This is a genomic window from Sulfitobacter sp. 1A15106 (genome assembly GCF_043556995.1).
In the GTDB taxonomy this organism is placed as follows: Bacteria; Pseudomonadota; Alphaproteobacteria; order Rhodobacterales; family Rhodobacteraceae; genus Sulfitobacter; species Sulfitobacter faviae.
The window spans coordinates 450,666-471,741 of sequence record NZ_JBIFFM010000002.1 but is presented as its reverse complement, the minus strand read 5'-3'; the positions used below and the strand labels follow the sequence as shown (position 1 = coordinate 471,741).

At 62.7% G+C, this 21,076-nt stretch carries 22 protein-coding genes; 11 read left to right on the top strand and 11 right to left on the bottom strand.

All coding sequences use genetic code 11. The features are described 5' to 3' along the window. The first annotated feature begins 274 nt into the window (after positions 1-274). The 4 genes from ACGYKA_RS04910 (at position 275) to ACGYKA_RS04895 (ending at position 4,111) form a co-directional block, all read left to right on the top strand. Entirely contained in the window at positions 275-1,093 is an 819-nt protein-coding gene (locus ACGYKA_RS04910; RefSeq protein ID WP_271689507.1) for an SDR family oxidoreductase, read from the top strand. Positions 1,094-1,126: 33 nt separating this feature from the next. Then, on the top strand, positions 1,127-2,119 hold the full coding sequence (locus tag ACGYKA_RS04905; protein WP_271689509.1) for a nitronate monooxygenase family protein: 993 nt from the start codon (positions 1,127-1,129) through the stop codon (positions 2,117-2,119). Next, positions 2,116-3,150, top strand: a complete 1,035-nt coding sequence (locus tag ACGYKA_RS04900) for a phosphotransferase family protein (protein WP_394414184.1) — start codon at positions 2,116-2,118, stop codon at positions 3,148-3,150. The genes ACGYKA_RS04905 and ACGYKA_RS04900 overlap by 4 nt, the downstream gene beginning before the upstream one ends. Positions 3,151-3,235: 85 nt before the next feature. Beyond that, on the top strand, positions 3,236-4,111 hold the full coding sequence (locus ACGYKA_RS04895) for an acyl-CoA thioesterase (protein ID WP_394414181.1): 876 nt from the start codon (positions 3,236-3,238) through the stop codon (positions 4,109-4,111). 6 nt (positions 4,112-4,117) lie between these two features. Here the strand turns inward: ACGYKA_RS04895 and ACGYKA_RS04890 are convergent, their stop codons facing one another. Together ACGYKA_RS04890 and ACGYKA_RS04885 are read right to left on the bottom strand one after the other, a co-directional pair. Further along, on the bottom strand, positions 4,118-4,894 hold the full coding sequence (locus ACGYKA_RS04890) for an SDR family oxidoreductase (RefSeq protein WP_394414178.1): 777 nt from the start codon (positions 4,892-4,894) through the stop codon (positions 4,118-4,120). A 1-nt stretch (position 4,895) separates the two neighbouring features. Further along, complete coding sequence (locus ACGYKA_RS04885) at positions 4,896-6,170, bottom strand: acyl-CoA dehydrogenase family protein (RefSeq protein WP_394414176.1); 1,275 nt, start codon at positions 6,168-6,170, stop codon at positions 4,896-4,898. 173 nt (positions 6,171-6,343) lie between these two features. Between ACGYKA_RS04885 and ACGYKA_RS04880 the strand changes: the two genes are divergently transcribed. Beyond that, entirely contained in the window at positions 6,344-6,757 is a 414-nt protein-coding gene (locus tag ACGYKA_RS04880) for a CoA-binding protein (protein WP_394414173.1), read from the top strand. On the opposite strand, the gene ACGYKA_RS04875 is transcribed toward ACGYKA_RS04880, so the two are convergent. Genes ACGYKA_RS04875 through hisA form a run of 3 tightly spaced genes read right to left on the bottom strand, consistent with a single transcriptional unit; the run spans position 6,758 to position 8,547 of the window. Continuing rightward, positions 6,758-7,066 carry a phosphoribosyl-ATP diphosphatase gene (locus tag ACGYKA_RS04875; protein WP_322329355.1) on the bottom strand — a complete coding sequence of 103 codons (309 nt, stop codon included), beginning with the start codon at positions 7,064-7,066 and terminating at the stop codon, positions 6,758-6,760. It lies immediately after the preceding gene. Beyond that, complete coding sequence (gene hisF / locus ACGYKA_RS04870) at positions 7,063-7,824, bottom strand: imidazole glycerol phosphate synthase subunit HisF (protein WP_067265192.1); 762 nt, start codon at positions 7,822-7,824, stop codon at positions 7,063-7,065. Before hisF ends, ACGYKA_RS04875 begins: the two co-directional genes overlap by 4 nt. Before the next feature lie 3 nt (positions 7,825-7,827). Beyond that, complete coding sequence (hisA, locus tag ACGYKA_RS04865) at positions 7,828-8,547, bottom strand: 1-(5-phosphoribosyl)-5-[(5-phosphoribosylamino)methylideneamino]imidazole-4-carboxamide isomerase (RefSeq protein WP_394438080.1); 720 nt, start codon at positions 8,545-8,547, stop codon at positions 7,828-7,830. 129 nt (positions 8,548-8,676) lie between these two features. Between hisA and ACGYKA_RS04860 the strand changes: the two genes are divergently transcribed. Next, the gene (locus tag ACGYKA_RS04860) at positions 8,677-9,066 is read left to right on the top strand and encodes a DUF2147 domain-containing protein (protein WP_209219368.1); all 390 of its coding nucleotides are present in this window, start codon (positions 8,677-8,679) and stop codon (positions 9,064-9,066) included. A gap of 175 nt (positions 9,067-9,241) precedes the next feature. Here ACGYKA_RS04860 and hisH read toward each other — a convergent pair whose 3' ends face one another. Both hisH and hisB read right to left on the bottom strand, forming a co-directional pair. Further along, positions 9,242-9,880 (bottom strand): imidazole glycerol phosphate synthase subunit HisH, encoded by a 639-nt coding sequence (hisH, locus tag ACGYKA_RS04855; RefSeq protein ID WP_394414170.1) that lies wholly within the window; start codon positions 9,878-9,880, stop codon positions 9,242-9,244. 4 nt (positions 9,881-9,884) lie between these two features. After that, positions 9,885-10,472 (bottom strand): imidazoleglycerol-phosphate dehydratase HisB, encoded by a 588-nt coding sequence (gene hisB / locus ACGYKA_RS04850; protein ID WP_271689522.1) that lies wholly within the window; start codon positions 10,470-10,472, stop codon positions 9,885-9,887. 159 nt (positions 10,473-10,631) lie between these two features. Here hisB and ACGYKA_RS04845 point away from each other — a divergent pair, with 159 nt between their 5' ends. Then, positions 10,632-10,871, top strand: a complete 240-nt coding sequence (locus tag ACGYKA_RS04845; RefSeq protein ID WP_007120503.1) for an Lrp/AsnC family transcriptional regulator — start codon at positions 10,632-10,634, stop codon at positions 10,869-10,871. 1 nt (position 10,872) lies between these two features. Further along, positions 10,873-11,241 carry a hypothetical protein gene (locus tag ACGYKA_RS04840; protein WP_271689525.1) on the top strand — a complete coding sequence of 123 codons (369 nt, stop codon included), beginning with the start codon at positions 10,873-10,875 and terminating at the stop codon, positions 11,239-11,241. Between the two features lie 52 nt (positions 11,242-11,293). Here ACGYKA_RS04840 and ACGYKA_RS04835 read toward each other — a convergent pair whose 3' ends face one another. After that, positions 11,294-12,271 (bottom strand): PleD family two-component system response regulator, encoded by a 978-nt coding sequence (locus ACGYKA_RS04835; protein ID WP_394414167.1) that lies wholly within the window; start codon positions 12,269-12,271, stop codon positions 11,294-11,296. A 440-nt stretch (positions 12,272-12,711) separates the two neighbouring features. Here ACGYKA_RS04835 and ACGYKA_RS04830 point away from each other — a divergent pair, with 440 nt between their 5' ends. Continuing rightward, a complete protein-coding gene (locus ACGYKA_RS04830; protein ID WP_394414164.1) occupies positions 12,712-13,809 on the top strand; it encodes a cupin domain-containing protein in 1,098 nt (365 codons plus the stop codon). Here the strand turns inward: ACGYKA_RS04830 and ACGYKA_RS04825 are convergent. Beyond that, complete coding sequence (locus tag ACGYKA_RS04825) at positions 13,801-17,202, bottom strand: indolepyruvate ferredoxin oxidoreductase family protein (protein ID WP_394414161.1); 3,402 nt, start codon at positions 17,200-17,202, stop codon at positions 13,801-13,803. The two genes, ACGYKA_RS04830 and ACGYKA_RS04825, sit on opposite strands and share 9 nt — an antisense overlap. Positions 17,203-17,326: 124 nt before the next feature. Here ACGYKA_RS04825 and ACGYKA_RS04820 point away from each other — a divergent pair, with 124 nt between their 5' ends. Continuing rightward, positions 17,327-17,788, top strand: coding sequence for an Lrp/AsnC family transcriptional regulator (locus ACGYKA_RS04820; RefSeq protein WP_394414158.1), 462 nt, complete (start codon positions 17,327-17,329; stop codon positions 17,786-17,788). A gap of 90 nt (positions 17,789-17,878) precedes the next feature. Further along, positions 17,879-18,991, top strand: coding sequence for an S-(hydroxymethyl)glutathione dehydrogenase/class III alcohol dehydrogenase (locus ACGYKA_RS04815; RefSeq protein WP_271689939.1), 1,113 nt, complete (start codon positions 17,879-17,881; stop codon positions 18,989-18,991). Between the two features lie 32 nt (positions 18,992-19,023). Here ACGYKA_RS04815 and ACGYKA_RS04810 read toward each other — a convergent pair whose 3' ends face one another. Then, on the bottom strand, positions 19,024-20,481 hold the full coding sequence (locus ACGYKA_RS04810) for a cobyric acid synthase (protein WP_394414155.1): 1,458 nt from the start codon (positions 20,479-20,481) through the stop codon (positions 19,024-19,026). A 128-nt stretch (positions 20,482-20,609) separates the two neighbouring features. Continuing rightward, entirely contained in the window at positions 20,610-20,930 is a 321-nt protein-coding gene (locus ACGYKA_RS04805) for a DUF6280 family protein (protein WP_007120494.1), read from the bottom strand. Positions 20,931-21,076: the final 146 nt, after the last annotated feature.

Here is a 21,076-nt window from a genome sequence, read left to right as displayed (position 1 = left end):
GCCGTAGCGCCGATGGTACTGCGTCTTAAGACGTGGGAGAGTAGGTCATCGCCAAACCTAATAAGTTCCTAGACTACAGTATCTCTCAACGATGATCAGATTAACAAAACCGCCGCAGCGCAAAGCTGCGGCGGTTTTGCGTTGGGGGGGGGTAATCTCCCGACCAGCAAGAACCATATGACGCCCGGTTACCCGGACCTGTGTTGGGCATCCGCTTGACGCTGCCCAAAGCCCTGTCACAGTAGCGGCGACAGTCGACGTTGGGAGGCGGGGCATGGATATCGAGACGCTCTTTGGCTTGGAGGGAAAGACCGCTTTGATCACCGGCGGGGCCACGGGCATCGGGCGGATGGCGGCCGAGGCTTTGGTTCGGGCCGGGGCACGGGTCCTTTTGGCCAGCCGGAACGGAGAGGTCTGCGCGGCGGTGGCCGATGAGCTGAATGCGCTTGGCGCGCGGGGCAGCGCCGAAGGATTCGCGGGCGATGTGGGGACTGAGGCTGGCGTGGATGCGCTCGTGGCTGAGGTTCAGACACGCAGCGATCAGCTGCATATCTTGATGAACAACGCGGGCGTGACTTGGGGTGCGCCCTTGGGGCAGTTCCCTTACCGGGCTTGGGATAAGGTCATGGGCGTCAATGTCGCCGGGCTTTTCGATCTTACGCAAAAGTTGTTGCCGCTTCTCAGCGCCGGGGCCACGGTAGATGATCCCGCGCGGGTCGTCAATGTCGGGTCGGTCATGGGGGAGCGCGAGATGGGCGACGGCGCCTATAGCTATGCCGCGTCCAAGGCTGCGGTCATTCATCTGAGCAAAATCCTCGCCAAGGAGTTGGCCGGGGAAGGGATCACCGTGAATGCACTGGCGCCGGGGCCCTTCGTCTCGCGCATGACGGCATTCGCCACGGGCGATGAGAAGACGCGGGCCGCGGTGGGGCAGGATGTCCCGCTTGGCCGTGTTGGACGGGATGAAGATATCGCGGGCTGCATGCTGTTTCTCTGCGGACGCGGCGGCGCCTATGTCACCGGGGCCGTGATCCCGGTCAGCGGCGGCATCAATGTGATGTCGGGACCGAATATTTTTGAAAAGGCATTGTGATGCCGAACGATAGACCCCGAACGGAGACCCCATATGCGTGACGACAGCCATCTACCCCAAGCCCTGCGCGGCCTGCGCCTGCCGCTGGTCGCCTCGCCGATGTTCATTCTATCGGGGCCTGAGCTGGTCATCGCGCAGTGCAAGGCGGGGATCGTCGGGTCTTTCCCGGCGCTGAATGCGCGGGAGGCGGAGGGTGAGCCGCCCTTGTTGGATGCTTGGTTGACCCAGATCACCGAAGCCTTGGACAAGCACAATCAGGATAACCCCGACCGGCCCGCGGCCCCTTTCGCGGTCAACCAGATCGTGCATCGGTCGAATGCCCGGTTGGAGCGTGATCTTGAGATTTGCGTCAAACATAAGGTGCCGATCTGGATCACCTCGCTCGGCGCGCGGGTCGAGGTGAACGAGGCCGCACATTCCTGTGGCGGCGTGACGCTGCATGACGTCATCAACAACCGTTTCGCGCGCAAGGCGATCGAGAAGGGCGCGGATGGTTTGATTGCCGTGGCCGCGGGGGCCGGGGGCCATGCGGGGCCGCAGTCGCCCTTCGCGCTGATCCGCGAAATCCGCGAATGGTTCGACGGGCCGCTTTTGCTTTCCGGGGCCTTGGCCACGGGCGAGGGGCTGTTGGCAGCCCGCGCCATGGGGGCCGATTTGGGCTACATGGGCTCGGCCTTCATCGCCACGCGAGAGGCGAACGCCGTGCCGGGCTACAAGGATATGATCGTCTCGGGCGGGGCGGATGACATTGTGACCTCTTCGCTCTTCACCGGGGTGTCGGGCAACTATCTGCGCCCATCGATCGAGGCGGCGGGGCTCGACCCGGACAATCTGCCATCGGCGGATGCCTCTTCGATGAATTTTGGCTCTGGATCGTCCAAACCCAAGGCGTGGAAGGAAATCTGGGGCGCGGGGCAGGGGATTGGCGCTGTCAAAGAGATCGGCGGCGCGGCCGACTTGGTGGACCGTATCGAGGCGGAGTATCGCGCCGCTGGCGCAAGGTTGGCAGCGGAGTTCGCACAGTGAGCACGGATACCCAAACCCTGAATGAGGACGCCGTTTGCCGCTGGTTGGAGGCGAACCTGCCGGGCTTTGCAGGGCCGTTGGAGGTCACGAAGTTTCGGGCCGGGCAGTCCAATCCGACATTCCTGCTTTCGACCCCGGCGCATGACTATGTGCTGCGCCGCAAACCCCCGGGGGTGCTGTTGAAATCGGCCCATGCGGTGGATCGGGAGTTTCGGGTGCAGAAGGCTTTGGCCGGCAGTCAGGTGCCTGTCGCGCGGATGCATTTACTCTGTGAGGATGAGAGCGTCATCGGCTCGATGTTCTATGTCATGGACCATGTCCCGGGGCGCAACTTCAACGACCCCACGCTGCCGGAGCTTACCCCGGCAGAGCGCGGCGCGGTCATGGATGAGATGAATGGCGTGCTGGCCGCGCTGCATGAGGTCGATATCGACGCGGCGGGGCTGTCAGACTATGGCCCGCCCGGCAACTATTTCGAGCGGCAGGTGGCGCGCTGGTCGAAACAATACCGCGCGTCGGAGACCGAGCCGCAGCCGGATATGGATAGGCTGATGCAGCGCCTCAGCGCCGAGCAGCCCGAGGACGACGGACAGCGCACGCTGGTGCATGGCGACTACCGGATCGACAATATGATCTTCGACACCCATGGCACCGCCTGCCGTGCGGTTTTGGATTGGGAACTGTCGACCATCGGCCATCCCTTTGCCGATCTGGCCGCCGTTATCATGCAGTGGCAGATGCCCGTGGGGGCCGAGGGGCGCGGCTTGGCCGGGGTGGACCGCAGGGCGCTTGGTCTGCCCAGCGATGCCGAATTCATCGCCGCCTATTGCCGCAGGCGCGGGCTGAAGGGCATCGACAACTTCGGCTATTACCTCGCCTTTTGCTTTTTCCGCATGGCGGCGATCATCCAAGGCGTGTTGAAACGCGCCTTGGAGGGCAATGCCTCAAACCCCGAATATGGGTTGAAATTAGGGCAATACTTCCCGGTTTTTGCGCGCCACGGGCTGGAGGCGCTGGATCGCGACCGCTGAGTGGGCGGCGAGGCGTTTGGCGCTTGAGCTTTGCGGTGAAAACCTGTTGCTAGGGCCGGAACACCCCGGCCCGAAAGGATGACCCATGACCAATGCTGCGCGGCAATTGCTTGATCTGTTGGATATCGAACAGCTTGAGGTCGATCTGTTTCGGGGCACGGGGGCCGGCGGTGAGACCTCGATGCGAATTTTCGGCGGTCATGTCATCGCGCAGGCGCTGATGGCGGCTTACCGGACGGTGCCAGACCGGGCGTGTCATTCGCTTCATGCCTATTTCATCCGGCCCGGCGACCCGAAAATCCCGGTGATCTATCAGGTCGACCGCGCCCGCGATGGGGGCAGTTTCACGACCCGGCGTGTGGTGGCAATCCAGCATGGCAAGCAGATCCTGAACCTCTCCGCCTCTTTTCAGGTCGAAGAAGAGGGGTTTGATTGGCAGCATGAGATGCCGCAGGTTTCGGCCCCGGAAAACTGGCCGGACCGGCCCGAATTGCGCGAGGCTTTTGCCGAGAAGCTGCCCGAGAAATACCGCGGAGATTTCCTGCGCGAGCGCCCCATTGAGATCCGAGAGGTCGAGCCGCGCGATTTCATGACACCGGAAAAAGTGAGCGACCGCAACTATCTGTGGTTCCGCATGGGGGCCGCCGAAGGGCAAAACCCGGTGATGCAGCACGCGTTGCTGGCTTATGCCTCGGACATGAACCTGCTCGGCTCCTCTCTGCGGCCCCATGGGCTGACGTGGTTTCAGGGCAAGGTGATGACGGCTAGCCTTGACCACGCCATGTGGTTTCACGCGCCGATCCGCTTTGACCAATGGCACCTCTATGCGCTCGACGCGCCGTTCACCGGCGGGGCGCGGGGGTTCAACCGTGGGATGATCTACAATCAAAACGGGCAGTTGGTGGCGAGCGTGGCGCAGGAGGGGCTGCTGCGCCCGATCCGGCCCAAGGAGGAGAGCTAAGGGCCGTTAGCTGTCTTTCGCCGCCCCAAAGCGCCGGTTCAGCTTGCGCATTCCGCCGATCCAGCGGTCATAATCCTGCGCCTTGCCTTGCATATAGTCGCGCACCTGCGGATGCGGCAGCACCAGAAAGACCTCATCGCGGATCGCCTGCAGGCAGGCTTCGGCCACCGGTTCAGGCTCCAACATGCCGTCAATCGCAGCGACATGATCTTCCAACCCGCGCATCATCTCGGTCCGGACCGCCTGCGGGCAGAGGACAGAGACCTTGATCCCGTCGTCGCCATAGCTCATCGCCAGCCATTCGGCGAGGCCGACGGCGGCGTGTTTTGTCACCCCATAGGGCGCCGCGCCGACCTGATTGAGCAGCCCCGCCGCCGAGGCGGTGTTGAGCAGATAGCCACCCCCGCGCGCCCGCATCAGCGGCACCAGATGCCGCGCTGCGCGCACATGGCTCATCACGTTTATCTCCCAAATGCGCTGCCAGTCGGCGTCCGGCACTTCGACGCCGCCCTCGACCGAGATACCGGCGTTAGAGCAGAAAAGATCAATCGGCCCGATATCACGCTCGACGCTGTCGATCAGCGCGGCGATCTCCGCCTCGCGCGCGACATCGACGCGAAAGGCCGTGCCGCCGACCTCAGCCGCCGTCGCCTCGGCCCCCGCGCTGTCGATGTCCACGCAGACGATATGGGCGGGCGCTTCCCTAGCAAAGCGCAGCGCTAAGGCCCGCCCGATGCCGCTGGCGGCCCCGGTGATGACGATGACGCGGCCCGCGAGCTCCATATCAGCTGTCGCTGCCAGAGCCGCGCGCGTTCGACGCCTGAAAGGCCTTCACCTCGGCCCGGGCGATCACCTGATGGTGCACCTCATCCGGCCCATCGGCAAAGCGCAGCGCGCGCTGCCATGTGTACATGCCCGAGAGCGGGCTCCACTGGCTCATCCCCGTGGCCCCATGCACCTGCATGGAGGCATCAATGATCTCGCAGGCCTTTTCCGGCACCAGCGCCTTAATCATGCTGACCCAGATGCGCGCCTCTTTATTGCCCAAGACATCCATCGCCTTGGCCGCTTTCAACACCATCAGCCGCATGGCTTCGATGTCGATCCGTGCGCGGCTGATCGTTTCCATGTTCTTGCCGAGGTCGATGATCTTCTTGCCAAAAGCCTCGCGCCCGAGCCCGCGTTCGATCATCAGGTCCAGCGCCTTTTCCGCCGCACCAATAGAGCGCATGCAGTGGTGAATCCGCCCCGGTCCCAAGCGCACCTGACTGATCTCGAACCCGCGCCCCTCGCCCCAGAGCACGTTTTCGCGCGGCACGCGCACATCGGTGAAACGGATATGCATATGCCCATGCGGGGCGTCATCATGGCCAAAGACATGCATCGGGCCGAGGATTTCCACCCCCGGCGTGTCCATGGGCACGAGAATTTGGCTCTGCTGGCGGAAAGTCTCGGCCTCGGGGGAGGTTTTCACCATGACAATCATGATCTTGCAACGCGGATCGCCCGCGCCCGAGATATAGAACTTCTCGCCGTTGATCACCCAATCGTCGCCATCCAGCACAGCACTGGTGGAGATGTTTCGCGCATCCGAAGAGGCGACATCAGGCTCCGTCATGGCAAAGGCCGAGCGGATTTCACCCGCGAGCAGTGGCTTCAGCCAGCGCTCTTTCTGCTCGGGCGTGCCGACGCGTTCCAACACCTCCATATTGCCGGTATCCGGGGCGGAGCAGTTCAGGCTCTCCGGCGCCAGCGGGCTTTTGCCCAATTCGGCGGCGATATAGGCGTAATCGAGGTTCGCCAGCCCTTCACCGGTTTCGGCATTGGGCAGGAAGAAGTTCCATAGCCCAGCCTCACGGGCCTTCTGTTTGGCGCCATCCAGCAGTTCCAATTGGCCGGGTGCATAAGACCAGCGGTCGGCGCGGCCTTCGCCAAGGCGAAAGAACTCCTCAGTGATCGGATCGACATTCTCGCGGATGTGCTTGATGACCGCCGCCAGTAGCGGCTTGGCCATCTCCGACATTTCGAGATTGTTCATATCCAAGGTCTGATCGATCATCCTATGCTCCCAGTGATGATGGTTCGCGGTGCCGCCCGGTTCCTCCACAGGCGGCCCTTTGAGGGGAGCCTATGCAATCGCCGCGGCCTTGCCAATCGCGGGCAGGGGGTGGCGGGCTTTACGCCGCGTCATTAAGCGGTTGAAGCCCGCGCGCAGGCGCTTAAGTTCAGGCTATGACAGATGCATTGATCAAAGACGTTCTCACCCGCACCCGCCGCATCGCGGTGGTCGGCGTTTCCCCCAACCCGGCGCGGCCCAGCCACTATGTCGCTGAATACCTTGCACAAAAGGGGTATGACGTGGTGCCGGTAAACCCGGTGCATGCGGGCAAGGAAGTCTTTGGCAAGACCATCGTCGCCACTCTGGCCGAGATCGACCCGCCGGTGCAAATGGTCGATATTTTCCGCCGGTCCGAGGATGTGCCCCCCGTCGTAGACGAAGCGCTGGAGGCTTTCCCCGAGCTTGAGACCATCTGGATGCAAATGGGCATCACCAATGCCGAAGCGGCGGCCAAAGCCGAAGCACGCGGCGTGGATGTGATCCAAGACCGCTGCCCCAAGGTGGAAATCCCGCGCCTTATGGCCTGATCATTTCCGCGCGGCCTTTTCGGCAATGCCGGAGGTCGATTGCCGTCGGGCCAACTCATCCAGCACATCGCTCAGCGGCACATCCCGCGCCGCCAGCATCACCAACAGGTGGTAGAGCACATCCGCAGCTTCCGAGGTCAGTGCTTTGCGGTCATCCTTTACCGCCTCGATAATCGCCTCGATGGCCTCTTCGCCAAATTTCTCGGCGCATTTCTCTGGCCCTTTGGCCAGCAGTTGCGCGGTCCAACTGCTTGACGGATCAGCGCTTTTGCGGCTCAGAATGGTGGCGTAAAGGTCATCAAGCGTCATGAAAGCCTCATTGGAATGCCAGCGGCGGCCATATGCTGTTTGGCCTCCTGCACGGTATATTCGCCAAAGTGAAAGATGGAGGCGGCCAGCACCGCCGAAGCGCCACCTTCGATCACCCCATCGACAAGGTGATCCAAATTGCCGACCCCACCGGAGGCGATCACCGGCACCGACACGGCATCGGAAATGGCGCGGGTCAGGGGCAGGTTGAACCCCTGTTTGGTGCCATCGCGGTCCATGGAAGTCAGCAGGATTTCACCTGCGCCCTTGGCGGCCACGGTGCGGGCGAACTCCACGGCGTCGATGCCCGTGGGCTTGCGCCCGCCATGGGTGAAAATCTCCCATTTGCCGGGGCTTACGGTCTTGGCGTCAATCGCGCAGACGATGCACTGGCTGCCAAAGTGATCCGCCGCTTCGGCGATCACATCCGGGTTCGCCACGGCGGCGGAGTTGAAGCTGACCTTATCGGCCCCCGCCAGCAGCAAGGCCCGCACATCCGCCACGGTCCGCACGCCGCCGCCCACGGTCAGCGGGATATAGCAATGCTCAGCGGTGCGGGTGACCAGATCGAACATCGTGCCGCGATTTTCATGGGTGGCGTGAATGTCGAGAAAACAAAGCTCATCCGCCCCCGCCGCATCATAGGCAATCGCGGCATCCACCGGATCGCCCGCATCACGCAGGCCGACGAAGTTCACACCCTTGACCACACGGCCATCGGCCACGTCGAGACAGGGGATGATGCGGGTCTTTAGCATGGCTCAGCCCTTCAACATCTTCATGGCTTCGGCCAGATCAATCGCGCCATCATAAAGCGCGCGCCCCGAGATCGCGCCCTCGATGACCCCGGTGTCCCGCAACGCGCCCAAGTCTTCGAGCGATGACACCCCGCCCGAGGCAATCACCGGGATCGAAACGGCCCGCGCCAGATCGGCTGTCGCTTCCACATTCGGCCCGCCCATCGCGCCATCGCGCATGATGTCAGTGTAGATGATCGCGGCCACACCTGCGTCCTCAAAGGATTTCGCGAGGTCGGTGCCCATGACATCGGTCTCCGTCGCCCAACCTTTGGTCGCGACCTTTCCATTCCGTGCGTCGATCCCCACAGCAACTTGCCCGGGAAAGGCGCGCGCCGCCTCGCGGACCAGTTCGGGGTTCTCAACCGCCACGGTGCCCAGAATGACCCGCGCGAGCCCCTTATCCAACCAGCCCTCGATCGTCGCCATATCGCGAATGCCACCGCCCAATTGCGCAGGCACCTTGCAGGCTTTCAAAATCGCCTCCACCGGGGCGGCGTTCACCGGGGTCCCGGCAAAAGCGCCATTAAGGTCAACAAGATGCAGCCAATCACAGCCCGCTTCAACAAAGCTAAGCGCCTGTGCGGCGGGATCGTCGTTAAAAACGGTGGCGCGGTCCATGTCGCCATGCACAAGGCGCACGGCCTGACCGTCTTTGAGATCGATAGCGGGGTAAAGGATCATGGCCGGGCCCTTGTTAGAGAAGTCGCTTTCCTTTTGCACGTCGCCAGGGATTTTGCAACGCGACCCGAGGTCAGTCTTGCCCGATTGAAAGTTGTGGCTAACACTAAAGCCAGATCGGGAGGAGAGATCATGAAACAGCTTTTTGCAGCGGCCCTTCTGGGCCTTGGCCTGACCGGCGCCGCCCATGCCGCGGATCCGGCAGTCGGTACTTGGAAAACTCAAGTGGATGACGGCGCCTATGCCCATGTCAAAATGGCCCCCTGCGGCGGGGCGATCTGCGGCACCATCGCGCGCACCTTCAACGGCAGCGGCGAGTATAAATCTCCCAATATCGGCAAAACGCTCGTCATCGACATGAAGCCTCAGGGCGGCGGCAAATACGCCGGTAAGGTTTGGCGTCCGTCAAACGGCAAAATCTACATCGGGAAGATGAATGTCTCAGGCAACTCGCTGAAACTCTCGGGCTGCGTCGCGGGCGGGCTGATCTGCTCGAAACAGACCTGGGCGCGCATCAAGTAAGGGCAGTTCACCTCTGCCAAGGTCGGAAGGCGCGGGGCAAGACCTTCGCGCCTTCTTTGCCTTTTGCGTGAGGAAAGCGCATCGCAGAGGTATTTGTAAAAGGATGAAGTTGAAGAGGAACTTTCTTCATCTTCATCCTTTCTTAAATACCTTCCGACGTTTCAACAGGCGCGGGTTAAGGCGCCCAAGTCAGGAAGTTCGAGATCAGCCGCAGGCCGGTGGTTTGGCTTTTCTCCGGGTGAAACTGCATGCCCAGCATCGTGTCGCGGCCGATGATCGCCGTGACTTCGCCGCCGTAGTCGACATGGGCCAGACGTTCGGCGGGGTCGGCGACGGCCATGTGATAGCTGTGCACGAAATAGGTGTGATCGCCGGTTTGCAGCCCGTCGAAGACCGCGTGGTCGTGATCGATCACCAAGTCGTTCCAGCCCATATGGGGGACTTTGAGCTTCGGGTCTTTCGGGGTGATCTGGGTCACCTCGCCACCGATCCAGCCCAAACCGGGGGTGTCTTCATATTCGCGGCCCATGCTGGCCATCAGTTGCATGCCGACGCAGATGCCGAGGAAGGGGCGGCCCTTTTCCTCGACCGCCTCGACCATCGCATCATAGAGACCGCCAGCCCCTTTCAGGGCGGCCATACAGGCCGGAAAAGCGCCATCGCCGGGCAGGACCAGACGGTCGGCGCGGGCCACGACCTCGGCCTCCGAGGTCACGATGATTTCGCCTGCGTCGTGCTCGCGGGCCATACGCTCGAAGGCTTTATGCGCGGAGTGCAGGTTGCCGGATTCGTAGTCGATGATCGCTGTCAGCATTGGCTTACAAGGCACCCTTGGTCGAGGGGATGGCGTCCGCTTTGCGCGGGTCGGTCTCGACCGCTTCGCGCAGGGCGCGGGCGACGGATTTGAAAGCGGCTTCGGCGATGTGGTGGCTGTTGAACCCGTGGAGCGCGTCGACATGTAGGGTGATGCCGCCGTGGGTGCTGAGCGCTTGGAAGAACTCGCGGACCAGTTCGGTGTCGAACTTGCCGATGCTGCTGGTGGGGAAATCCACGTTCCAGATCAGGAAGGGCCGCGCAGAGAGGTCGAGCGCGCAGCGGATCTGCGCGTCGTCCATCGCCAGCAAGCAGGAGCCGTAGCGGCGGATGCCGCGTTTGTCGCCGAGCGCTTGGGTCAGTGCTTGGCCCAGGGTGATGCCCACATCTTCGACGGTGTGATGGTCGTCGATGTGCAGATCGCCCTTGGCACGCACCTTGATGTCGATCAGCGAGTGGCGCGAGAGTTGGTCGAGCATATGGTCAAAAAAGCCGACGCCGGTTTCATTGTCATAGCTGCCGGTGCCGTCGAGGTTGATCTCGAGCGTGATGTCGGTTTCGGCAGTGGTGCGGGTCAGGGTGCTGCGACGCATGGGGCATCTCCGAAGGCAATTGCTGCGCCCTTATAACAGGGCCTGCCGCCGCGCCAAGCCCAAGCGGTGAAACGCCGTTAGGCACGGGCAGCGCGATCGGGGATTGCGGGGGCAGGGCCCATATGTCAGCTTGAACCAAATCCCAGAAAGAGGCGCGACATGACCACCTGCGTATTCATCCAGATCCGCTGCCGACCGGGCACGACCTATCGTGTGGCTGAAGAGATCGCCCTGCGCGAAATCCATTCCGAACTTTATTCCACCTCAGGCGAATATGATCTTTTGATGAAGCTTTATATTCCGAAGGGCGAAGATGTGGGCGTCTACATCAATGACAATCTGTTGGACATCGAAGGCATCGAGCGGTCTTTGACCACGATGACCTTCAAGGTCTTTTGAGGTGGCGCGCCAGCTCATCCTGACAGCAGCCGTCTGTTCTGCTTTGTCGATCGCCGCGCTCGTGGCCTTTCCCGGCAGGGCCACGGCGGGTACGCGGGTCTATGAGGGGCGCGAAGCCGCGGCCCTGCGCTGTGCCAATACGCTGGCGCTGACGGCCGTGGCACTTTCCGCGGCGGAGTTGATTGGCGAGGGGGAGAAGAATGTGATGCTGGGCGTGACCGTGCGCATTCTCGACCGCCACGTTGAGGGGACCTGGGCGCAGAAACGTGCCGCGATGGAGGTGATGCGCGACCGGCGCAGCGTGCCTGACACGCTTGAGGATTACCGCCGCATCGCCGAACGCTGTTTGGTGCAATTCCCCATCAACTGAATGCGTAAACCCGCCCATGAGGCGGGTTTTTCTTGAGGCGATTGCCTTGTCGTCAATGGGCGGCGGAGACGGAGGGTTTCTCGGTCGGGGGGGTGTCGAGCTTGACCTTCTGCCGCATCGCGACGCGACGAATGGCGCGGTCGAATGTTTTTCTGACCCGCTGAGTGCGGCTGGCATTGGGCTGGATCGGGCCACCGACGGAGAGCATCACTGCCATCGGGCTGTTGTCGTCATGGCGCAGGTCCATGCCGTCCAGCTCCCCTTGGATGAGCACCTCGATCTCGGGCCAAGCGGGCAGGCTGTCACCTGTCACGATGCACAGCAGCGTGCCGGATCCGTTATGGGTCATCAGCAGTTGGGGGCAATCGACCACGCGCGCGATGGCCTCGGCCGCAGCAGCGATGGCGCGGGCGAATTCGGCAGTGTTGCAGGTCGCGTAAAGCTCATCGATGTGTTCGATTTTTGCCGCGAAAACCTGACAGATATCAAGGTGTTGGCGTGAAAGCTGCGACAGGTAATTGCCCAAGGAGAAGGGCAGCACCAATTGATCGACCCCATTGATATGCACAGGATCCGCCAGCGCGAAATCGTGGACACCGGGCTCGCCCACGTCTTTCAAATGCTGCGGATCAAGGCGCGGGGCGCGCTGGGTGTTCTCCAGCATCCGCTCGGCGATATGCACGCGGGTTGCAATGTCCTTCACGTCAAAAGGTTTGGTCACATAGTCGTTGGCCCCGGCGGCAAAGGCGCTTTCGATCGCGGTCGCGTCGGCGCGCGAGGTCACCATCAGGATCGGCGTGTCTTGATAGGCTTCCAGCGTGCGAATGCGGCGGCATAGGGTGATGCCGTCCATCTCGGGCATCTCGATGTCCAAGAGCAGGCAGTCGAAATGTTCTTTGGTGGTTTCGAGCAGTTCCAGAGCGGCAGCGCCGGAGGCGGCCAATGTCAAATGGGGGTAATCGGCTTCGCGGAAAACAACGGGCAGCAATTCGCGGATAAATGGGTCATCGTCGACAGCAAGAATTTTCATTTTTGGCACCTCTTTCGTGGGGCAGACGGGCAGTCCGGGTGTCTTTATAATCTGTTCATATCTAGTCGTATAAACCCGGCGAAATTGTGACGCTTCTGCACCAATACCTTGTGCCGTTGCATAAATTATTAACCATATTTTGAAGCCTCGCGAAACCATTGAATTGGCGAAGAGAGATGGCCGTGGCCCCTTGCTTTCCCGCATTGCGGGAGGTGATTGCGTGGACATTGTGCAGGCTTTCAGGCGCTATTGGGCGCGTGAGGGTGCGAAATCGGGGCGAGAATTTGCGGTTCTTGTGATTGCGCGAATTTCGCGCTGCGACTCGCTGGTCGAAAATGAGCGGTCGGGGGAACTTTATCGGCTGTCGTGCGTAACGCCCAGTTGACGCTTTGCCTGTCGCGCGCTCAACTCCGGCGCGATACGTGAAGAGGATGAGTTAAATGCGTTTGCCCGATGATGTTTTGGCGGAATTCCTGTTGCCCACGCGGGAGCTTAGGGAGGATTTGCCTTTCTTCACCAAAGTGCTGGGCATGCGGCTGGAGACGATCTTTCCCGCGGATGATCCTTCGGTGGCCAGTTTTTCGGGCCATGGGGTGCGCGTGAGGCTTGAGCGGGGGGCGAATGTGCCGCCGGGGCATCTGCGCCTGCTCACCGATGCGCCCGACAGTATCGCAGAGGGCCAGCGAGAACTTACGGCGCCAAACGGCACCAAGATCGAGATCCTGCCGCGCAGCCCCCGCGTGGACCAGCCCGAGACGCAGCATGAGTTCGCCGTGCGGCGGCTGGCGGATGAGGCCCCTTGGGTGATTGGTCGCGCGGGGATGCATTACCGCGATCTCATCCCGTCGCGCCTCGGCGGCTCGATCATCGCCAGCCACATCCGCATCCCCGACGGCGGCCCGGTGCCGGACATGGTGCATTACCATACCGTCGGCTTCCAGCTGATCTATTGCTACCGCGGCTGGGTCGATGTGCTTTACGAGGATCAGGGCGATGTGATCCGGCTCCATGCCGGGGATTGCGTGACCCAGCCGCCGGGCATCCGCCATCGCGTGGTCGAGGCCTCGCCCTCGATCGAGGTGATCGAGATCGGCGTGCCTGCGGAACATGTCACCACTATCGACCACGAGATGACCCTGCCGAATGAGAAGGGCGATCCGGCACGCGAATGGGAGGGCCAGACCTTCGTGCATCACGTGAAGGAAGGGGCCGAGTGGCAGAACTTCCGCGTCCCCGGCTTCGTCGCGCGCGACACCGGGATCACCAAGGGCACCAAGGGCGTGGCCGGCATTCAGGTGGCGCGTTTCGACGGCGGCACGCCGCCGCCCGCGAAGCACGACGCGGACATTCACTTCAGCTTCGTGATGGAAGGCAGCATGACCCTGAACGCCGAAGGGCAGGAGCCGCGCAAGTTGGAGGCAGGCGATGCCTTCGTCATCCCGCCGGGCATGGTGGCGCAATATAGCAATTGCTCGCCCGACCTCGAATTGCTCGAAGCCGGGCTGCGCGGTGATTTCTCGACGACGCTCTTAGCCTAGGCGCACGGCCACCTCGGCCTGCACTTTCTCGGCTGCGGCCTCTTTCACGGGGCCGTAGCCGCGGATTTCCATCGGCGCGGAAAGCACCGCCAGCGCCCCGTCATGGGGCAGGACGGGGGCCTTTGCCATGACCTCCTCGTACCAGCCGATCAGGCCGACCTCGAGCTTGCGGTCGGCGCCGTAGCTGAAGGGGTCGGCCCATGTGCCGCGCAGCGGTTTCATCGCCGCCAGAAGGTCGAAGGCGCGCCCCATCCAGGGGCCGAACTTGCGCTTGTTGGGGCGTCCGCGGCCATCCGTGCCAGTGGGCCAAGCGGGCGGGGCGAGGTGATAATGCACCTTGTAGTCGCCCTCGAAAGTATCGGCGATGCGCTCCTCGAAACCGCTTTGACGGTGCAGGCGCGCGACCTCGTATTCGTCCTTATAGGCCATCAGTTTGAACAGCGATTTCGCCGCCGCGCGCATCAGGTCGTCGGAGCCTTCGGGCAGCTTGCCCTCCAGCGCATCGAGCTTGGCCTTGTAGCGCTGGGCATAGGCGGCGTTCTGGTAGCCGGTCAGGAACTCCATCCGCCGCGCGATCAGGCCTTCGACACTGTCGTCGGGCGCAGGCGCGGGCGCGAAATGCGCCTCAATCGCCTGCGCGTTGCCCGCCATGACCCGGCCAAAGCCAAAGGCGGCGCGGTTCTTGTCCGGAACAACACCGTTCAATTCGATCGCCTGCTCAAGTGCTGTGAGCGAGACCGGAACCAGCCCCTTCTGCCAAGCGAAACCGAGCATCATCACATTGGCAAAGACCGCGTCGCCCATCAGTTTCTCGGCCATTGCGTTGGCGTCGAAGGCGGCAAGGTTCTCGGCCCCCACGGCCTGCGCGATCACTGCCTCGCGGTCGTCGATGCGCAACTCGGCATCGCGGTTCAGCACCAGATCGCCGGTGGGCATCTCGGCGCGGTTCAGCACGATCTGCGTCCCGCGCCGGTAGTGGGCGGATGCCTTCGGCGCGGAGCTGACCACCATGTCGCAGCCGATCACCGCATCGGCGCCGCCCTGATCAATGCGCACCTGGTGCACCTCCTCGGGCCGTTTCGCCAGACGGACATAGCCCAGCACGGTGCCGAACTTCTGCGCGAAACCGGTGAAATCCAGCACACTGGAGCCCAGCCCCTCGAGATGCGCCGCCATGGTGATGAGCGCGCCCACGGTCACCACCCCGGTGCCGCCGACGCCGGTCACCAGCAGGTTGAAGGGCCGGTCGAGCTTGGGCAGTTCTGGCATCGGAAGCTGCGCCGAGAGCCCCGCCACGTCCAGCCCCGCGCCGGAGCGTTTGCGGCGGCTGCCGCCCTCGACGGTGACGAATGACGGGCAGAAGCCGTTGAGGCAGGAGTAATCCTTGTTGCAGGTCGATTGGTTGATCTGCCGCTTGGTGCCGAACTCGGTCTTCTTCGGCTCGACGCTGAGGCAGTTCGACTCGAGACTGCAATCGCCGCAGCCCTCGCAGACCAGATCGTTGATCATCACGAATTTCTTCGGGTCGTCCATCAGCCCGCGCTTGCGCTTGCGGCGCTTCTCGGTGGCGCAGGTCTGCTCGTAGATCAGCACGGTGACGCCCGGGATCTCGCGCAGCTCGCGCTGCACGCGGTCCAGATCACCGCGGTGGTCGAAGGTGGTGCCATCCGGGAAGTCGCCTTTGGGCAGCAGTTCGGGCCGGTCCGAGACCAGCGCGATCCGCTCCACCCCCTCGGCGCGGCAGGCCTGCGCGATGGCGGCGACGGAGACGGGGCCGTCCACCGGCTGGCCGCCCGTCATCGCGACCGCGTCGTTGTAGAGAATCTTGTAGGTGATGTTGGTCTTCGCCGCGACCGCCTGCCGGATCGCCAGCGAACCGGAGTGATACCACGTGCCCTCGCCAAGGTTTTGGAAGACGTGCTTGTTCCCGTTAAACATCGAAGTCGCGATCCACGGCACGCCTTCGCCGCCCATCTGGGCGAAACCCGCCGTCTCGCGGTCCATCCACGAGGCCATGACATGGCAGCCGATGCCGGAGTTCGCCTTCGACCCCTCGGGCAGCTTGGTGGAGGAGTTATGCGGGCAGCCCGAGCAGAAATAGGGGGTGCGGGTGGCGCCCGGGACGTTCAGCAGCACGGGCGGCTGGTCGGTCAGCGCGCGGGCTTTTTCAAGCAGCTTCTCTTCAGGGAAGAAGGCGTCGAGACGTGCTGCGATGATCGGCACCAGCTTCAGCGGCGACAGCTCCCCGGTCCAGGGCACCAGTTCTTCGAGGTTCTCGTCATGTTTGCCGACCATCCGCGCGGGCTTGGAGCCGGGCCAGTCGTAGAAGGCCTCCTTGAACTGGCTTTCGATGATGCCGCGTTTCTCTTCGATCACAAGCACTTCGCGCTTGCCCTTCACGAAGTCGAGCGCGTCGTCCAGCGCCAGCGGCCAGACCATGCCGATCTTGTAGATGTCGATGCCCAGACGGCGGCAGGCGGCCTCGTCGAGGCCCAAAAGCCGCAGCGCCTCCATCGTGTCGAGATGGCCCTTGCCGGTGGTGACGATGCCAAAGGAAGCGTCCTGCGTCTCGTAGATATGCCGGTCGATCGGGTTGGCGCGCATGAAGGCCTGCACCGCGTCGAGCTTATGGTACAGCCGCGTCTCGATCTCGGGGGAGGGGAGATCGCCCAGCCGCACATGCAGCCCGCCCGGGGGCGCGGTGTAGTCAGGCTGCTTGAACACCCGGTCCGGGGTCAGCTCGACCGAGGCGCCGCTCTCCACGGTTTCCGAGATCGCCTTGAAGCCGACCCATGTGCCCGAGAAACGCGACAGCGCGATGCCGTATTCGCCGAAAGCTTGGTATTCGGCGACGGAAGCCGGGTTCAGCGTCGGCATGAACCACGACATGAAGCCCACGTCGGACTGGTGCGGCATCGACGACGACACGCAGCCATGGTCGTCGCCCGCCACAACCAGCACACCGCCCTTGGGCGCGGAGCCATAGGCGTTGCCGTGTTTCAGCGCGTCGCCCGAGCGGTCCACCCCCGGGCCCTTGCCGTACCACATAGAGAAGACGCCCTCGACTTCCGCCTGCGGGTCGAGATGGGCCTGCTGCGCGCCCAAGACCGCGGTGGCGCCGAGGTCTTCGTTCACCGCCGGAAGGAATTTCACGCCCGCCTCGGCCACGCGGTCCTTGATGCGCCAGTATTCCAGATCGAGCCCGCCCAGAGGCGAGCCACGGTAGCCTGAGACGAAACCGGCGGTATTTAACCCCGCTGCGCGATCACGCCGGGCTTGATCCAGCATAATGCGCACCAGCGCCTGCGTCCCGGTCAGGAACACGCGACCTTCGGTCTGATCATAGCGGTCATCAAGTTTATAAGTGATAAATTCACGCGGTTGTTCTGTCATGGGGCTCTCCTCACTGAGAAGTGTACCGCAGGATGCGCGAATTGTTGCACCAGATTTGCTGGCTTTGTTGCAGATGCGCGGATAAATAATCCGTATTCGATTTGCAGAATGAAAGATTTATCCGATGGCTGAAATGGACGCGACGGACCGGCAGCTTGTGTTTTTACTCCAGCAGGATTCGCGCCTGCCCAACGCACAACTGGCCGAAAAGCTGAACATATCCGCTTCTGCCTGCTGGCGGCGGGTCAAGGCGTTGGAGCAGGCGGGGGTGATCAAACGCTACGCCGCCGTGGTCGACCCCAAGGCGATGGGGCTGGGGTTCGAGGCGATGGTGCATGTGCATCTGACGCGGCATGACGCCTCGGCCCTCGCCAGTTTCATCCGCGCGATCCAAAGCCGGACGGAGGTGACGGAGTGTTTCGCCACCACGGGCCAAGCGGATTATCACCTGCGCGTGCTGTGCCGTGATATCGACGCCTATAACGCCTTTTTGGAGAGCTTTCTGTTCCTGCATCCTGCGGTGAATTCGGCCACGACGAATGTGATCCTGCGGCAGATCAAATCCGACGCGCCGATCACCGGTTGAGGCGATCAGGGCAGCGTTTTCTGGGTTGGACATTTGCCGCATGCGTGCTTCATAAAGCAGCAAAAATCACACCCGAAGGAGAGACCCATGATGAGAACCCGTGCCGCCGTTGCCGTGGAAGCCGGCAAACCGCTTGAAATCATGGAGGTGAACCTCGAAGGGCCGAAACGGGGCGAGGTCTTGGTCGAGATCAAGGCGACCGGCCTGTGCCATACCGATGAGTTCACCCGCTCGGGCGACGATCCCGAAGGCATCTTCCCCGCCATCCTCGGCCATGAGGGCGCAGGCGTCGTGCTGGAAGTGGGCGAGGGCGTCACCACGCTGGAGCCGGGCGATCACGTGATCCCGCTCTACACCCCCGAATGCCGGGAGTGCGAGTATTGCCTGAGCGGTAAGACCAACCTGTGTCAGGCGATCCGCGTGACCCAAGGTCAAGGCAAGCTGCCCGACGGCACGACCCGCTTCTCGATGCTGGATGGCACGCCGATCCACCACTACATGGGCTGTTCGACCTTCGCCAATCACACCGTGGTGCCTGAAATCGCGCTGGCCAAGGTGCGCAAGGACGCGCCTTTTGACAAGATTTGCTACATCGGCTGTGGCGTCACCACGGGCATCGGGGCGGTGATCAACACCGCCAAGGTCGAACTGGGCGCACGCTGCGTGGTCTTTGGGCTGGGCGGCATCGGGCTGAACGTCATTCAGGGGCTGCGCATGGCCGGGGCGGATCAGATCGTGGGCGTGGACCTTAATGACGACAAGGAAGAGGCCGCGCGTTACTTCGGCATGACCGATTTCGTGAACCCCTCGAAAGTTGACGGCGATCTGGTCGGGCATCTGGTCGAACTGACCAAGGGCGGCGCCGATTACTCTTTTGACGCCACCGGCAACACCAAAGTCATGCGCGACGCGCTGGAATGCGCGCATAAGGGCTGGGGGGAAAGCATCATCATCGGCGTGGCACCCGCGGGGGCCGAGATTTCGACGCGGCCTTTCCAACTGGTCACCGGTCGGGTCTGGCGCGGCACCGCCTTTGGCGGGGCCAAGGGGCGGACGGATGTGCCCAAGATCGTCGATTGGTACATGAACGGTAAGATCGAGATCGACCCGATGATCACCCATAAACTGACTTTGGATCAGATCAACGAAGGCTTCGATCTGATGCACAAGGGTGAATCGATCCGCGCAGTCGTCGAGTTTTAAGCGTTGGGCTGGAGGGCCGCGCGCTCTCCAGCCTAGACCTCTGCCGCGAGGGAGAGGAACAGGTCGACATCCATATAGGTCTCGACATGATCGGCCAGCGCGTCCAGCGCCTCTTCCACGCCGGTTTCAAAATCCAGTGATGAGGTGACGCCGAAGCCGCTAAGATAGGCACGGCGGAAGGCATCCGAGCTGAAAATCCCATGCATATAACAGCCCTGCACCCGGCCCGAAGGGGAGGCCGCGCCCTCGGGCGTGCCGTCGAAAGCCAGCCACGCGCGGGCGCAATCGGGGCCGGTGGTTTCTCCGATATGGATCTCATAGCCAGTGAGGGCGGTGCCGCTGGCCGGGTGCTGGCCGCGTTTTTCCGATAGATGCTTGAGCGGGGCCATCATGGTTTCCACATCCAGATGCCCCAGCCCGGCCACCCGCGCCGCCGGGCCTTCGATCCCCTCGGGGTCGGTGATGGTCTTGCCCAGCATCTGATAGCCGCCGCAAAGCCCCAGCACATGACCACCGCGCCGGATATGGGCGGCAAGGTCGATGTCCCACCCCTCGGCCCGGAAGGCTTCGAGGTCGGAAATTGTGGACTTGCTGCCGACCATGAGCACCAGATCGGCCTCGGCGGGGAGGGGGCTGCCAGGCATGATCATCCGCAGGTCAACGCCCGGCTCAGCCGCCAGCGGGTCGAGGTCATCGAAATTTGCGATCCGGGGCAGGCGTGGCACGGCGATAACACAGCCCGACCCGCCCGAGCGGGCGCGGGCGGGCAGGTCCATCACGTCTTCGGCGGGCAGGCGGTGGGCGGCGTCGAACCACGGGATCACCCCAAGGCTCGGCCAGCCGGTACGCGCGGCGATGTCATCGCGCCCCGCGTCAAAGAGACTGCGGTCGCCGCGGAATTTGTTCACCGCAAAGCCGCGTATCAGCGCGTTATCCTCGGGAGAGAGCACGGCCTGTGTGCCGACGATCTGCGCGATCACCCCGCCGCGGTCGATATCGCCCATCAGCACCACCGACACCCCGGCGGCGCGGGCAAAGCCCATATTGGCGATGTCGCCCGCCCGCAGGTTCGTCTCAGCCGGAGAGCCCGCGCCCTCGATCACGATCAGGTCGCAGCTTTTGGCCAAACGGTGAAAAGATTGCAGCACCGCGGGCATCAAGCTGGCTTTGTTGCGGCCAAATTCCCGCGCCTCTTGCTGGCCTGCGATCTTGCCTTGCACCACCACCTGCGCGCCGGTGGCGCTCTGGGGTTTCAGCAGCACCGGGTTCATATCCGTATGCGGGGCCACGCCCGCCGCGCGGGCCTGCAACGCCTGCGCGCGGCCAATCTCGCCCCCGTCTTCGGTGACGGCGGCGTTGTTGGACATGTTCTGCGGTTTGAAAGGGCGAACACGCAGGCCACGCCGGGCGCAGGCGCGGATCAATCCGGCGACGATCATCGACTTGCCGACATTGCTGCCGGTGCCCTGGATCATAATGGCTTTGGTCATGTCTGCTTGCCCTTGGTTTCGCGCAAATTGGCGCAAATCAGGGGCAGGGGAAAGCCCATCGCCGAGGGGCAGACACAAAAAAACGCAGCCCGAAGGCTGCGTCAATTGCGCCGCTTGGCGAATATGTCTTAGGCGGCTTCGGCCTGAAGCGCGGCATTGCGGCGCTCGGATTCTTCACGCGACAGGGCGACGGAGGTCCGCACGCCTTTGCCGACGAATTCCATCAAGCCTTCGACGACCCGCTCGTTGGGGTCGATACCGGCACAGCTCAGAACCTCGCGGCCATCGCGCGAGCGGGCCCAGCGGGCGATCTGTTCAGGGCCGTTGCCATATTTCTTGTCATCGGCAATTGCGTCATCCAAAGCAGCTAGCACCACAGCAGCAAAGAGCTTGCGTGCGCGGTTGCCTTGCTCGTTGTTGAAAGCGGTGCCATCAACGAAATCTTTCATCTCGTCGTCCTTTCGATTATTCTTGCTCTTGTCATTCGGGCGTGGAGGCCCTTATGACGGATATCTTTTGATTCGGATACCTCTATTTAGCATACCACCCATGCAGCTTGCGCATATCTAGTTGTTGCGGCAGCGGAGAATAACGC